This is a genomic window from Streptomyces bauhiniae (assembly GCF_004784475.1).
Classification (GTDB): domain Bacteria; phylum Actinomycetota; class Actinomycetes; order Streptomycetales; family Streptomycetaceae; genus Streptomyces; species Streptomyces seoulensis.
The window spans coordinates 202,093-214,851 of sequence record NZ_SRRT01000002.1 but is presented as its reverse complement, the minus strand read 5'-3'; the positions used below and the strand labels follow the sequence as shown (position 1 = coordinate 214,851).

At 73.1% G+C, this 12,759-nt stretch carries 13 protein-coding genes; 4 read left to right on the top strand and 9 right to left on the bottom strand.

Annotated features, from left to right (window positions below; all coding sequences use genetic code 11):
- Positions 1 to 5: 5 nt before the first annotated feature.
- Positions 6 to 1,274 carry a DUF1479 domain-containing protein gene (locus tag E5083_RS06245; protein ID WP_135784590.1) on the top strand — a complete coding sequence of 423 codons (1,269 nt, stop codon included), beginning with the start codon at positions 6 to 8 and terminating at the stop codon, positions 1,272 to 1,274.
- 7 nt (positions 1,275 to 1,281) lie between these two features.
- Here E5083_RS06245 and E5083_RS06240 read toward each other — a convergent pair whose 3' ends face one another.
- Positions 1,282 to 2,058, bottom strand: coding sequence for an isoprenyl transferase (locus E5083_RS06240; protein WP_244317401.1), 777 nt, complete (start codon positions 2,056 to 2,058; stop codon positions 1,282 to 1,284).
- Positions 2,059 to 2,162: 104 nt separating this feature from the next.
- On the opposite strand from E5083_RS06240, the gene E5083_RS06235 reads away from it, so the two are divergent.
- On the top strand, positions 2,163 to 3,131 hold the full coding sequence (locus tag E5083_RS06235) for a TAXI family TRAP transporter solute-binding subunit (protein ID WP_244317400.1): 969 nt from the start codon (positions 2,163 to 2,165) through the stop codon (positions 3,129 to 3,131).
- Here E5083_RS06235 and E5083_RS06230 read toward each other — a convergent pair.
- The 4 genes from E5083_RS06230 to E5083_RS06215 all read right to left on the bottom strand — a co-directional run bounded on the left by E5083_RS06230 (position 3,110) and on the right by E5083_RS06215 (position 7,465).
- Positions 3,110 to 4,468 (bottom strand): HAMP domain-containing sensor histidine kinase, encoded by a 1,359-nt coding sequence (locus E5083_RS06230; RefSeq protein ID WP_244317454.1) that lies wholly within the window; start codon positions 4,466 to 4,468, stop codon positions 3,110 to 3,112. The two genes, E5083_RS06235 and E5083_RS06230, sit on opposite strands and share 22 nt — an antisense overlap.
- Positions 4,469 to 4,491: 23 nt before the next feature.
- A complete protein-coding gene (locus E5083_RS06225; RefSeq protein WP_135784587.1) occupies positions 4,492 to 5,163 on the bottom strand; it encodes a response regulator transcription factor in 672 nt (223 codons plus the stop codon).
- A 72-nt stretch (positions 5,164 to 5,235) separates the two neighbouring features.
- Positions 5,236 to 6,588, bottom strand: coding sequence for an MFS transporter (locus E5083_RS06220; RefSeq protein WP_208753983.1), 1,353 nt, complete (start codon positions 6,586 to 6,588; stop codon positions 5,236 to 5,238).
- Positions 6,589 to 6,706: 118 nt separating this feature from the next.
- Positions 6,707 to 7,465 (bottom strand): GNAT family N-acetyltransferase, encoded by a 759-nt coding sequence (locus tag E5083_RS06215; protein ID WP_135784586.1) that lies wholly within the window; start codon positions 7,463 to 7,465, stop codon positions 6,707 to 6,709.
- Between the two features lie 123 nt (positions 7,466 to 7,588).
- Here E5083_RS06215 and E5083_RS06210 point away from each other — a divergent pair, with 123 nt between their 5' ends.
- Positions 7,589 to 8,218 carry a helix-turn-helix transcriptional regulator gene (locus E5083_RS06210; RefSeq protein ID WP_244317399.1) on the top strand — a complete coding sequence of 210 codons (630 nt, stop codon included), beginning with the start codon at positions 7,589 to 7,591 and terminating at the stop codon, positions 8,216 to 8,218.
- 30 nt (positions 8,219 to 8,248) lie between these two features.
- The gene (locus E5083_RS06205; protein ID WP_135784584.1) at positions 8,249 to 9,217 is read left to right on the top strand and encodes a threo-3-hydroxy-L-aspartate ammonia-lyase; all 969 of its coding nucleotides are present in this window, start codon (positions 8,249 to 8,251) and stop codon (positions 9,215 to 9,217) included.
- Between the two features lie 58 nt (positions 9,218 to 9,275).
- Here E5083_RS06205 and E5083_RS06200 read toward each other — a convergent pair whose 3' ends face one another.
- From E5083_RS06200 to E5083_RS06185, 4 genes are all read right to left on the bottom strand, one after another.
- Positions 9,276 to 9,767, bottom strand: a complete 492-nt coding sequence (locus E5083_RS06200; protein WP_135784583.1) for a peptidylprolyl isomerase — start codon at positions 9,765 to 9,767, stop codon at positions 9,276 to 9,278.
- A gap of 202 nt (positions 9,768 to 9,969) precedes the next feature.
- Complete coding sequence (locus E5083_RS06195; RefSeq protein WP_135784582.1) at positions 9,970 to 11,214, bottom strand: cytochrome P450; 1,245 nt, start codon at positions 11,212 to 11,214, stop codon at positions 9,970 to 9,972.
- Positions 11,215 to 11,358: 144 nt separating this feature from the next.
- Complete coding sequence (locus tag E5083_RS06190; RefSeq protein ID WP_135784581.1) at positions 11,359 to 11,514, bottom strand: DUF6131 family protein; 156 nt, start codon at positions 11,512 to 11,514, stop codon at positions 11,359 to 11,361.
- Between the two features lie 128 nt (positions 11,515 to 11,642).
- Positions 11,643 to 12,716 (bottom strand): NAD(+)/NADH kinase, encoded by a 1,074-nt coding sequence (locus E5083_RS06185; RefSeq protein ID WP_135784580.1) that lies wholly within the window; start codon positions 12,714 to 12,716, stop codon positions 11,643 to 11,645.
- Positions 12,717 to 12,759 lie beyond the last annotated feature (43 nt).

The following is a 12,759-nucleotide window of genomic DNA, read 5'->3' as shown; positions in this document are numbered from 1 at the left end:
CCGCCATGACCCTCACCCGCAGCGAGCTGCCGCACTGGGAGACGATTCCGACAGATCTCCCCGCCGCGATCCGCGAGATCAAGACCGCCCTCCGGACCCGCATCAAGGCGTCCGGCCGCGGCGTCGAGGAGGTCTTCGCCGCCGTCGAGCACCGCGTGGCCGCCCGCGTCGCGGAGATCGAGGCGGCCGGTGACGACGTCTGGCCGGTCGTCGACTACGCCGACATCGAGAACGGCACCGTCACCCCCGAGCAGTCGGCCCGCATCACCGCCCGCGGCTGCCTCGTCGTACGCGGCCACTTCCCGCGCGAGCAGGCGCTCGCCTGGGACGCCGGGATCGTGGACTACGTCGAGGGCAACCGCTTCTTCGAGAACTACACCGGCCCCGGCGACGACTTCTTCGGCAGCGTCGGCTCCAAGCCGGAGATCTACCCGGTCTACTGGTCCCGGGCCCAGATGGAAGCACGGCAGAGCGGGCGCATGGCCCGTGTGCAGTCCTTCCTCAACTCCTTCTGGCGGCACACCTCGAACGGCGTCCAGTGGTTCGACCCCGACCGCGACGCCCTCTACCCCGACCGCATCCGCCGCCGCCCGCCCGGCACCGACTCCGCCGGCCTCGGCACCCACTGCGACCCCGGCACCCTCGACCTGTGGATGACCGGCGCCTACCAGCGGGCGTTCCGCCACCTCTTCGACGGCACCGCGGAGGAGTACGACCCCTGGGACCCGGCCCACCGCACCGAAGGCCCCCAGTACCCCGGCTCCACCATGTGCTCGGCGTTCCGCACCTTCCAGGGCTGGACCGCGCTGTCCGACATGGACCACGACCAGGGCGTCCTGCACACCGTGCCGATCCCCGAGGCCATGGCCTACCTGATGCTGCGCCCGCTGCTGGCCGACGTCCCCGAGGACGACATGTGCGGGGTCACCGTCAACCAGGTCTTCCCCGCGAGCGAGAAGTGGCACCCGCTGCTGATGCGGGCGCTCACCGGCATCCCCGACGTCCGCGCGGGCGACTCCGTCTGGTGGCACTGCGACATGATCCACAGCGTGGCCCCGGTCCGGGACCAGCGCGGCTGGGGCAACGTCATGTACATCCCCGCCGCCCCCTGGTGCCCCCGCAACGAGGCGTACGCCTCCTCGGTGCGCGAGGCTTTCCTCACCGGCTCCAGCCCGGCCGACTTCCCCGAGGAGCACTACGAGCGCACCTGGCCCGACCGCTTCCCGGCCGCGCGCCTCAACGCCACCGGCCGCCGGGGCCTCGGCCTGGACTGACGCCCGCTCAGCGCCCGTAACGCCGCTCGCGGGCCGCGTACGAGCGCAGTGCGCGCAGCAGGTCGAGCTGGCGGAACGCGGGCCACAGCACGTCCACGAAGTGCACCTCCGCGTACGCCGACTGCCACAGCAGGAAGCCGGAGAGGCGCTGCTCGCCGGAGGTGCGGATGACGAAGTCGGTGTCGTGCCCGGCGGGGGAGTACAGGTTGTCGGTGATGTGCTCCAGGTCGAAGTCGGCGGCCAGGTCGCGCGGGTCGCCCCCGGCGCGGATGTGCTTGTCGAAGGCGGCCCGGACCGCGTCCACGATCTCCCGGCGCCCGCCGTAGCCGACCGCCACGTCGACCTTCAGACCGCCCCGGCCGGCCGTCGTGGCGGCGGCCTCCTTCAACACCCGCGCGGTGTCGCCCGGCAGCAGGTCCAGCGCGCCGATGATCTCGATCTCCCACGGCGCGTCGGTCGCGCAGACCCGGCGCACGGTCTCCTCGATGATGTCGAGCAGCGGGCCGAGTTCGGCGGCCGGACGGTGCAGGTTGTCGTCGGAGAGCATCCACAGGGTGACGTGGCTGATCTCGGCGTCGGCGCACCAGTGCAGGAAGTCGGTGACCTTCGCGCCGCCGACCCGATAGCCCTCACGGACGTCGGTGTGCCCCGCGCCGCGCGCCCAGCGCCGGTTGCCGTCCAGCATGATCGCCACATGCCGGGGCCGGGGCAGACCCTCCAACTTGCGGTTCAGCCGCCGCAGATAAACCGCTTCCAGCGCCGAGCGCAGTGCCTTCCATGCCACGCCGAGATCCTTCCAAGGCCGGGGGGACGAGGTCGCAAACGATAGCGGCAATTGCCGGGGGCGCATCGCCCGGCCACCCCCAGCACGGGCGTTACGCTGCCGCGGTGACGGGCCGACCGATCAGCCGACGCGGGCTGCTGCGCTCCGCCCTTCTGGGCGGACCGGCCCTCGCGCTGCCCGGCTGCGCCCGGGACGACGGCCCGCACCGGCGGCTCACTCTGGCCACGGGCGCCCCCGGCGGCCCGTACCACGCCTTCGGACACGCCCTCGCCGCCGAGGCCCCCCGTACCCCGCCGCACCCCCGCCTTACACCGGTGAGCACGGCCGCCAGCGTGGACAACCTCCGCCGCCTGGCCACCGGTTCGGCCGACCTGGCCCTCGCCATGGCCGACGCCGCCGAGCAGGCGCTGCACGGAGCGGCGCCCTTCACGGCCCCGGCCCGCGTGACCGCGCTCGCCCGCGTCTACGTCAACTACACGCACCTTCTGGCGCGTGCCGACGGCCCGGTGCGCTCCGTGGCCGACCTTGCGGGCCGCCCCGTCTCCACGGGCGCGGCCGGCTCAGGGGCCCAGGTGCTCGCCGGGCGGCTGCTGCGGGTGGCGGGGCTGACGGGCGGGCGCGCGGTACGGGAACAGCGGCTCGGGCTCGCCGAGTCGGTGACCGCGCTGCGCCGGGGCACCGTGGACGCCGTGATCTGGGCGGGCGGGGTCCCCACCCCGGCCCTGTCGGCGCTCGCCCGGCAACTCCCCTTGCGTGTACTGCCGTTGGAGGCCGAGGCGGAGGCCCTGCGTGCCGAGTACGGGCCGGTGTACTCGGCGGTCACCCTGCCCGCGGGGGTCTACGGGCTCACCGCCCCGGTCACCACCATCGGCGTCGGCAACTATCTGCTGGCCCGCCCGCAAGTACCGGACCGGGACGCGTGTGACGTACTGCGCGTGGTGTTCGCCCGCTGGCGGGTGCTGCTGCGCGAGGTGACCGCGGGCGCGCGGCTGGAACCCCGCTTCGCCGTCGCCACCGGCGATCTCCCTCTGCATCCGGGGGCGGTGGCGTACTACAGGTCGGTGTACGGCTGACCCGGCAGCCACAGCTCCACCAGCAGCCCGCGCGGAATCCCGGCCCGTACGGCCAGCCGTCCCCCGCTGAGCCGGGCGATCTCGTCCGCGATGGCCAGACCCAGACCGGTACCCGGCACGTTCTGATGCTCGGGCGCCCGCACAAAACGCCGCGTGAGCAGCGGGAGTTGGTCGTCGGGGACACCGGGTCCGTCGTCGGCCACCCGCACCACGACCTGACCGTCCTCGACGGCCTCCGCCGACACGGTCACCCGGCCGCCCGCCGGTACGAACTTCACCGCATTGTCCAGCGCCGCGTCCAGCACCCGCCCCACCGCGTCCGGCACCGACCGCACCCGTAGGCCGGGCGGCACCTCGCTCACGGTGAGCGTCAGCTCCGAGGCGTCGAACACCGGCCCCCAGGCCGCGATCCGGGCCGCCACCGCGCCGGAGAGGTCCTGTTCGGCTCGCTCGGCCGAACCCGACTCCACCCGCGCCAACGCCAGCAGCCCGTCGAGGAGTTCGGCCAGCCGTTCCGCCTCGTCCAGCGCGCGGCTGTGCTCCTCGCGGCCCGGCCCCGGCGCGAGATGCGGTTCCACGTTCTCCAGTTGCAGCACCAGCGTGGCCAGCGGATTGCGCAACTGGTGCGAGGCGTCCGCCACAAAGGCCCGCTGCCGCCCGATCGAGTCCGCGACCGCCTCCGCCATGACATTGAACTGCTCACGCAGGCTCCGGAGTTCGGGCGGCCCGGTGTCCGACACCGCCCGCGCCTCCAGCCGCCCCGAGGCCAGCCGCGCCACCGCCCGGTCGAGATCGCGCACCGGACGCATCAGCCAGCGGGTGATCCCGGCCGCGACCAGGGCGGCCGCCGCGAAGGCCGCGAGCGCGCCGCACGCGATCAGCAGCCAGCGCACGGTCACGTCCCGGCGCGCCGCTCCGGTCGGCACGGCCATCAGCACCGCCCCGCTCACCCGCTCGTCCCGGCCCACCGGCTCGGCCAGCACCAGCCGGTGCGGCCCCCACGGCCGCACCGTCGGCAGACGCTCGGTGGACCGGCCGGTCAGCGCCCGCCCCAGCGCCTCCCGCGCCCGAGGAGACGGCACCGGCACCCCGGCCCGCGCGATGGTCCGCCCCGAGGTGTCCGACACCGCCACCGAGGCGCCGTACAGCCCGGCGTACCGGCGGATCTCCGTGGACAGCTCGGTGCGGTCGGCGGGGGAGCGGACCCGGTCCGCGAGGTCGGCGAACCGGACGGCGTCCGCCCGGCGTTGGAGCAGCAGATGCTCGGTGCGCCCGGCCGCGTACGACTCGGCCAGCGGGACGGACAGCAGCAGGGCCGCCGCTCCCATCAGTACCATCAGCACGGCCAGCAGCCTGCGCCTCATCGCGGGCCCAGTTGATAGCCGAAACCCCTGACCGTACGCACCAGTTCGGCCCGGCCGGTCTTGGCGCGGATGCCCGCCACGTGCACGTCCAGCGAACGGGACGCGGCGAGGAAGGCGTCGCCCCAGATCCGGTCGAGGATCTCCTCGCGGGAGTGCACCTCCTCCGGGCGGGCGGCCAGCATCGCCAGCACGTCGAACTCCCGCCGGGTCAGCCGTACTTCCGTTCCCGCGACGGTGACCGTGCGGCCCGCGAGGTCCACCTCCACGTCCCCGGCGCGCACCGGGCCGGGACCGGCGTCCGGGCGCGGGGCCAGGGCGCCGCTGCGGCGGCGGACGGTATCGATGCGGGCCATCAGCTCGTTCATCCGGAACGGTTTGACCACGTAGTCGTCCGCGCCCGCCCGGAGCGCCTGCACGATGTCCCGCTCCTCGCAGCGGGCCGTCACCACGATCAGGGGTGCCGCGCACACCGTGCGCAGCCGCCGGAGCAGTTCCAGCCCGTCCAGGTCGGGCAGCCCGAGGTCCAGCAGCACGAACTCGGCCTCCCGCACGTGCCGGAGCGCGTCCAGGGCGCGGGCGGCCCGGCGCACGGTGTGGCCGCGCTGGGCCAGGGCCGTGGTGAGCGCCTGGGCCATCCGGTCGTCGTCCTCGACGAGCAGGGCGTGCATGGGAAGTCCTCGTGCCGGGTGCTGACCTGGGCCGCAGCCTATGCGGCGACCCGGGTCCGCTGCCGCACCGGGTCAGCCGGCCGCCTTCGCGGGGGCGCGCCCGGCGCCGGTGTCCGCGTCCGCCTCGGCCCGGCTCAGCGCCGCGTCACGGGTGTCCGGCATCAGCACATAGGTGACCAGCGAGACCAGCGCGCACCCCGAGACGTACCAGAAGAACATCTTCTCGTGGCCGGCGTCCTTGAACCACAGCGCCACATACTCCGCCGTGCCACCGAACAGGGCGTTGGCCAGCGCGTACGGCAGGGCCACACCGAGCGCGCGCACCCGCGTCGGGAACAGTTCGGCCTTCACGGCCGCGTTGATCGAGGTGTACCCGGTGACGATCACCAGCGCCAGCAGGGACAGCGCCAGCGCCGACCAGTACGAGTGCGCCGACCCCAGCGCCGTCATGATCGGGTACGTGCCCACCGTGCACCCCACCGCGAAGGTGATCAGCAGCGGCCTGCGGCCGATCCGGTCGGACAGCATCCCGGCCAGCGGCTGGATCGCCGCGAACACCGCGAGCGCGGTGAAACTCACCAGCGTGGCCGTCGACTTGGCCATGCCCGCGCTGCCGATCAGATACTTGGTGAGATACGTGGTGTACGTGTAGTAGGCCACCGTGCCGCCCAGGGTCAGCGCCATCACCAGGCCGGCCTCCCGGCGGTGCTCCCACAGCGCCTTGAGCGAGCCGCGCGCGGTGTCGGTGCCGCCGCCCGTCTCCTCGGTGAACGCCTCCGTCTCCGTCAGCCGCCGCCGCAGCCAGAACACCACCAGCGCGAACACCGCGCCCAGCACGAACGGCACCCGCCAGCCCCAGCTCTGCAACTGCGCGGTGGTGAGGGTGTGCTGCATCGTGATCAGGATCGCCAGACCGAGCAACTGCCCGCAGGTCATGGACACATACTGGAAGGACGAGCCGAGCCCGCGCCGGTTCCGGGCGGACGCCTCGGTCAGGTACGTCGCGCTGGCCGCGTACTCGCCGCCGATGCTCAGCCCTTGGAGCAGCCGTGCCAGCAGCAGCACCAGCGCGCCGAAGTAGCCCGCCTGGCCGTAGGTCGGCGCGACGGCGATCAGCAGGGCCGCGACCGACATCAGGGTGACGGTGAGGGTCAGCGCGCTCTTGCGGCCGTGCCGGTCCGCCGCCCGCCCCAGCACCCAGCCGCCGACCGGACGCATCAGGAAGCCGACCGCGAAGATGCCGGCCGTGTTCAGCAGCTTGGTCGTCGGGTTGTCGCCGGGGAAGAAGGAGTCCGCGAAGTAGATCGCGAAGCTGGCGTAGACGAACCAGTCGTACCACTCCACGAGATTGCCCAGCGAACCGCCGATCAGGGCGAAACGGCGGGCTGCGGGGGTCACCGTGGGCGGTGCGGCGGACGCGGACATGGCGGCTCCAGACGAACGGGGGACGGGGCCCGCCGTGCGACGCCGGACCCGGATGCCGCCCGAGCATGCGCCGCGCACCCGCCCCGGACAAGGGACGACGCGCAGATCTAACACGCCGCTAAGGAAGCGGCGCGGCCAGCCGCAGATACAGCCGGGTGCCGCCCGGCCGGAAGCCGACCCGCTCGTACACCCGCCGGGAGCCGTCACCGGTGGGCTCCAGCCACACCGACCCCGCGCCCCGCTCGAACAGCACCCCGGCCAGCGCGGAGGTGACGGCCGCCGCGACCCCTTGCCCCCGGTACGCGGGCCGCGTGCCCACCCCGGCCAGCTCCGCCGTGCCCTCGGCGGGCGCCGAGCAACTGGCCGCCCCGGCGCATGTGCCGTCCTCAGCGCGCACGAACCGCACGGCCCCACCCCGCTGCTGCGTCCGCCGCAGCAGCGAGGCACCGTCGGCGGGGGCGGGGAACTCCGCGCCGAACGCCTCGGTCAGGGCCGCGTCGATCTCCGCGAACTCCGCGTCCGTAGCGGGGGATTGCGTGGGAGGCAGGCCGGCGGGGCGGGTGAGCGTGGCCGGGGTGCAGACCAGGTACTCGTGCATCGCCTCGGTGCTGAAACCCGCCCGGCGCAGCGCCGGTTCCACCTCCGGTGCCGCGTCCGGGGCGAACTCCAGCCGGGGGAGCAGCCCGCGCTTCTGGAACTCGCCCACCAGGGCGGCCACTTCGGCCTCCGTGGGGGCGGTACCGGGCAGCGGGGTCGCGTAGTTGACGTAGGGGCTGGTCGTCGCGGGGTCGAAGCCCGCCACGAAGCCGCCGACCCGGACCGGCTCCGGGCGGCGCAGCAGGTTGGCGGCGGCGAAGTTCTGCACATCGAGGGGCACGGCACCGCACGCTGCCACAGCGGGCCCGGCCGGCCAACCGAATTGCGGCCCTGGTGCGGAGGTCGGCGTAGATGTATCGTCCAGAACTGGAAAACCCGTCCAGCGGCTACGGAGGCGATGTCGATGGGGTCCTCCGAGGACGAACATCTGCTGGGCGAGGCCGAGAAGGTCGCCGTCGCGCTGGGGCGGATGTTTCCGGGGCTGTGCGAGGTCGTGCTGCACGATCTGCGGGACCCGGACCACGCGATCCGGGTCATCGAGAACAACCTCTCCGGCCGCGCCCCCGGCGACCCCGCGACCGAGCTGGGCCTCGCCCGGATCGCGGACCCCCGCTACCCGGACGTCGTCCAGAACTACCCCAACCGCTTCCCCGACGGCCGCCCCGCCAAGAGCACCTCCATCGGCATCCGGAACAGCGCCGGCGAGTACATCGCGGCCCTCTGCCTCAACCTGGACGTCTCCGTGCTCTCCCCGGTCGCCCTCGCCCTGGCCAACCTGGTCGCCACCGGCACCGAACACGGCGCCGAGCCGTTGGAGACACTGCGGGACCGGCGCGCGCGGGAGCTGCGCGGGACCGTGGAGGAGCTGGCCGCGCGGCGCGGGGCCACCCCGAGATCGCTGGGCCGGGACGCCAAGCGCGAGCTGGTACGGCAGCTTCACGGCGAGGGCTGGTTCGACGCGCGGGACGCCGCCCGGACCATCGCCGACCTGCTCGGGGTCTCCCGCGCGACCGTCTACAACTACACGAAGTAAGAGCCCACACCACTCCCTGGGGGACCCACCATGCCCGCCGAACCGCACCTCACCCTCGACGACGTCCGCGCGGCCGCCGCCCGCCTGGTCGGCGTCGCGCACCGGACCCCCGTCCTCACCTCGCGCACCCTGAACGCCCGCGTCGGGGCGGAGGTGTTCATCAAGTGCGAGAACTTCCAGCGGGTCGGCGCCTTCAAGTTCCGGGGGGCCTACAACGCCGCCGCGCAACTGCCGCCGGACCAGCTCGCCAAGGGCATCGCCGCCTTCTCCTCCGGCAACCACGCCCAGGCCGTCGCGCTGGCCGCCCGGGAACTGGGCACCACCGCCGTCATCCTGATGCCCGAGGACGCGCCCCGCTCCAAGATGGAGGCCACCCTCGGCTACGGCGCGGAGGTCGTCACCTACGACCGCTACACCGAGGAGCGCGCCGCGCTCGGCGAGGGCCTGGCGAAGGACCGGGGGCTGGCGCTGATCCCGCCCTACGACCACCTCGACGTCATCGCGGGTCAGGGCACGGCCGCGCTGGAACTGCTGGAGGAGACCGGGGAGCTGGACGCGCTGGTGGTGCCGGTGGGCGGTGGCGGGCTCATCGCGGGCAGCGCCGTCGCGGCGAAGTCCCTGTATCCGGCGGTGCGGATGATCGGGGTGGAGCCGGAGGCGGGCGACGACACCAAGCGGTCGCTGGAGGCGGGGGAGCGCGTCACCATCCCGGTGCCCCGCTCCATCGCCGACGGGCAGGTCCTGCCGAGCCCGGGTGAGATCACCTTCGCGCTCAATCAGCGGCTGGTTGACGCCATCGCGCTGGTCAGCGACGAGGAGATCGTCGAGGCCATGCGGTTCGCCTTCGAACGTCTGCGGATCGTCCTCGAACCGAGCGGTGCCACGCCGCTCGCGGCCCTGCTGTCCGGGCGGATCGAGAACCTTCCGCCCAGGGTCGGCGTCATCGCCTCGGGCGGGAACATCGACACCCGGCGCTTCGCGGAACTCACCGCGGGCTGAGCCGGGCACCGGCCGCCGTGCCCCCGGCCTGCGGGGGCACGGCGAATGGCGGGGCGGATCAGACGGTGCCGCTCGCGGAGACCGAGACCTTGGCCTTCGGGGCGCCGCTGCCACTGCCGAGGGACTCGATGCGGTCCACCACGTCCTGGCCCTCGACGACCTCGCCGAAGACGACGTGCTTGCCGTCCAGCCAGTTGGTGACGACCGTGGTCACGAAGAACTGCGAGCCGTTGCTGTTCGGGCCCGCGTTCGCCATGCTCAGCAGGTACGGCCGGTCGTGCTTGAGGTTGAAGTTCTCGTCGGGGAACTTCTCGCCGTAGATGCTCTTGCCGCCGGTGCCGTTGCCGTTGGTGAAGTCACCGCCCTGGAGCATGAACTGCGGGATGACCCGGTGGAAGGGGGAACCGGCGTAGCCGAAGCCGTGCTCGCCGGTGGCCAGCTCGCGGAAGTTCTTGGCGGTCTTGGGCACGACGTCGTCGAAGAGACGGAACACGATCCGGCCCGCCGGCTCGTCGTTGATGGTGATGTCGAAGTACACGTTGTCGCTCATGTAGATCAACCTACCGTCGCTCGGCCCCGGACGTTCGCCGGAGCCCGGCACAGCGGACCGCGTCGGGCCGGTCCATTTGCGGGCACTCGGGGTCAAGTGTGCACGCGCAAACACCCACCGACCCCATCAAGTGACGGCTGATCGCTCGATGTTGGCCCGAATCCGGGCCTCCCTCGTACGCAGGGGCAAACCCCGCCGGGCGCTACCAGGTCACCGGCAGTGTTCTCGGACCGCGAATCAGCCCGTCCCGCTGGAACTCGACCTCCTCGGCCGGTACGGCGAGCCGCAGCTCCGGGAACTCCGTCATCACGGCCTCGATCAGCACCTCGGCCTCCATCCGGGCCATCAGCGCGGCCAGGCAGAAGTGCGGGCCGTGCCCGAAGGCGACATGCCCCGCGCCGGAGCGGTCGAAGTCCAGCAGATCCGGGGTGGGGAAGGCGGACGGGTCCCGGTTGGCGGCGACGTAGGCGTTGTAGACCACGTCCCCCTTGGGGATCAGATGGTCGCCGATCCGCACGTCCTCGGTGGCGATACGGGGGATTCCGACGCCGTTGCGGTGCGGGACGTACCGGAAGAGTTCCTCCACCGCCTTCGGCAGCAGCTCCGGCTCCCGGCGCAGCCGCTCGAACTGGTCCGGGTGGGTGAGCAGGGCGTACATCATGGAGCCGCTGTTGTTGCGCACCGCGTGCCCGCCGCTGACGTACACGGCCATGGCAAGCGAGATCGCCTCGTCCTCGGTGATCTCACCGCTCGCCGCGGCTGCCGCCAGCACTCCGGCGAGGTCCTCGCGGGGCTCGGTGCGGCGGCGCTCCAGCAGCGCGACCACCCGGCTCCGGGTGTCCTGGCGGGCCGCCTGGTTGCGCTCCTTGGCGTTCGCCTTGGTCAGCAGCGCCTCCGAGTTGCCGGCCCAGTTGCGCCAGTCGTCCTCGTCGGCGCCCAGGAAGGCGCAGACCACCGCGATCGGGAACGGTGTGTACAGGTGCTCCATGAGGTCGCCGGGCGCGCCTGCGCGCCGCATGCCCCGGAGCATCTCGCGGGCGGTGCGCTCGGCCAGGGGCCGCAGCCGGGCCATGCTCTTGGCGGTGAACGCCCGCGCCACCACCCGGCGCAGCACGGTGTGCCGGGGCGCGTCGATGTACTGGAGGCCGGCCGTCTGCGAGGCCACCGTCTGCGGCGCCATCGTCGTCACCGAGCGGCCCTGCAGCTCCGCGCGGGAGAAGCGGGGGTCGGAGGTGACGAAGCGGACGTCCTCGTAGCGGGTGACCAGCCACGCGTGCCCCTCCCCGTAGGGCAGGCGGATACGGGTGACCGGCTCGTCGCGCAGCAGCGAGTCCAGGAACGGGTCGGGGTCCAGCGCGGGCAGGTCCTCGACCAGCCATGGCCGCACGGGCGGCGGAGGCGGGGAGGACGGGGGTACGGGTTCGACGGACGCGGAGTCGAAGGTCATGGCGGGTCCCTTCACCAGCAGTGTCCGTCAGCCTCCCGCAGCCGCACGGGTCCCGCATGCGGGGTTCCGCCACATCAGCGGTCCCCCTGGCGCACCGGAGTGCATCAGGGGGACCGCCGGGGCCGGGAGGTCACCACCGAAGGGTCACCAGTAGTGCCGACGGCCGGCGACCGCGTGACCGGTGGCGCCGAGAATCCACAGGACGGCGCCGATCACCGCGAGAATGATGCCGATCGTCCACAGGATCGAGATCCCGGTGAGAAAACCGATGATGAGCAGAATGACACCGATGGCGAGCATGGTGTGCCTCCAGCCGTAGGAGAAGTACCTGCTCTCCTAGTGCCCCGATGCGGGACACATTCTCACTCCGGAGCGGGAAACCTGGACATCCTTTCGAGCTGATTGGCGTCGAGCGGCGTTTGTGCAGGTCAGTGGTGTGGCGGGGGTGCGTCGGGGGACGGGGGCAGGGCCAGATGACCGAGGTCGCCGGGCGGCGGGGAGCGTACCGGCCACAGCGGGGCCGCCTGTCCGTCCGCGACCGCCGCGGGGGCGTCGGTGAGGTTCATCCGCTCGCGCAGCCGCCCGTAGAAGTCCATCGGGCCCAGCCGCACCGCCCGCAGCCGCCGGGGCGAGGCGTACACGCCGATCCAGTCGCCGGGGTTCAGTACGCCCCGCACCTGGCCGTCGATGCTGACGGCGGCCTGGCCGGAGCGCTCCAGCACCCGGAACGCGATCGGCTCGTCCGGCGCCGCCAGCACCGAGCGGTCGAACGTCATGTGCGGGGCGACCGGCGTGAACAGCAGCCCCTCCATGCGCGGCGAGACCACCGGACCCCCGGCGGCGAAGCTGTACGCGGTCGACCCGGTCGGGGTGGCCACCAGCAGCGCGTCGGCGGAGTACGAGGCGAGGAGCTGGCCGGCGATGTACACGCCGACCGACACCTGCCGGTCCCGGGTGAGCTTCTCCACGACCACGTCGTTGAGCGCGGTGACGTTCAGCGCCACGCCCCAGTCGTCGCCGACCGTGCACTCCCCGCGCACCCGTGGCGGCGGCAGCATCGGGCCGCGCCCGTAGCGCACCAGGTCCGCCATGTGCGCGGGCACGCCCAGCGGGCAGGAGGCGCGCATGGTGAGCAGCATCCGGCTCTCGACCTCGTACCGGCCCTCGTACACCGCGTCCAGCGCGGCCCGTACGGCAGGGGCGGGCACCTCGGTCAGGAAGCCGACCCGGCCGAGGTCGACGCCGAGCACCAGGGCGTCGTTCTCGGCGGCCAGGCGGGCGCCGCGCAGGAAGGTGCCGTCGCCGCCCAGGGTGACGATGAGGTCCGGGTCGCCCGCGCTGTCGACCTCCTCGCGGGCGCTGTGCCGGGCACCCTCCTGCCAGACGTCGATGTCGGCGCAGCCCACGTCGTGCGCGGCGCACCATTCGCGCACCGCGTCCGCCGCGGCGACGGCGGCCGGGCGCCCGGCGTGCACGACCAGACCGATACGGCTCACCGTCATCCCGACACCCGTCTCCCAGCCGACCCGCACGAGGGTCCCATCC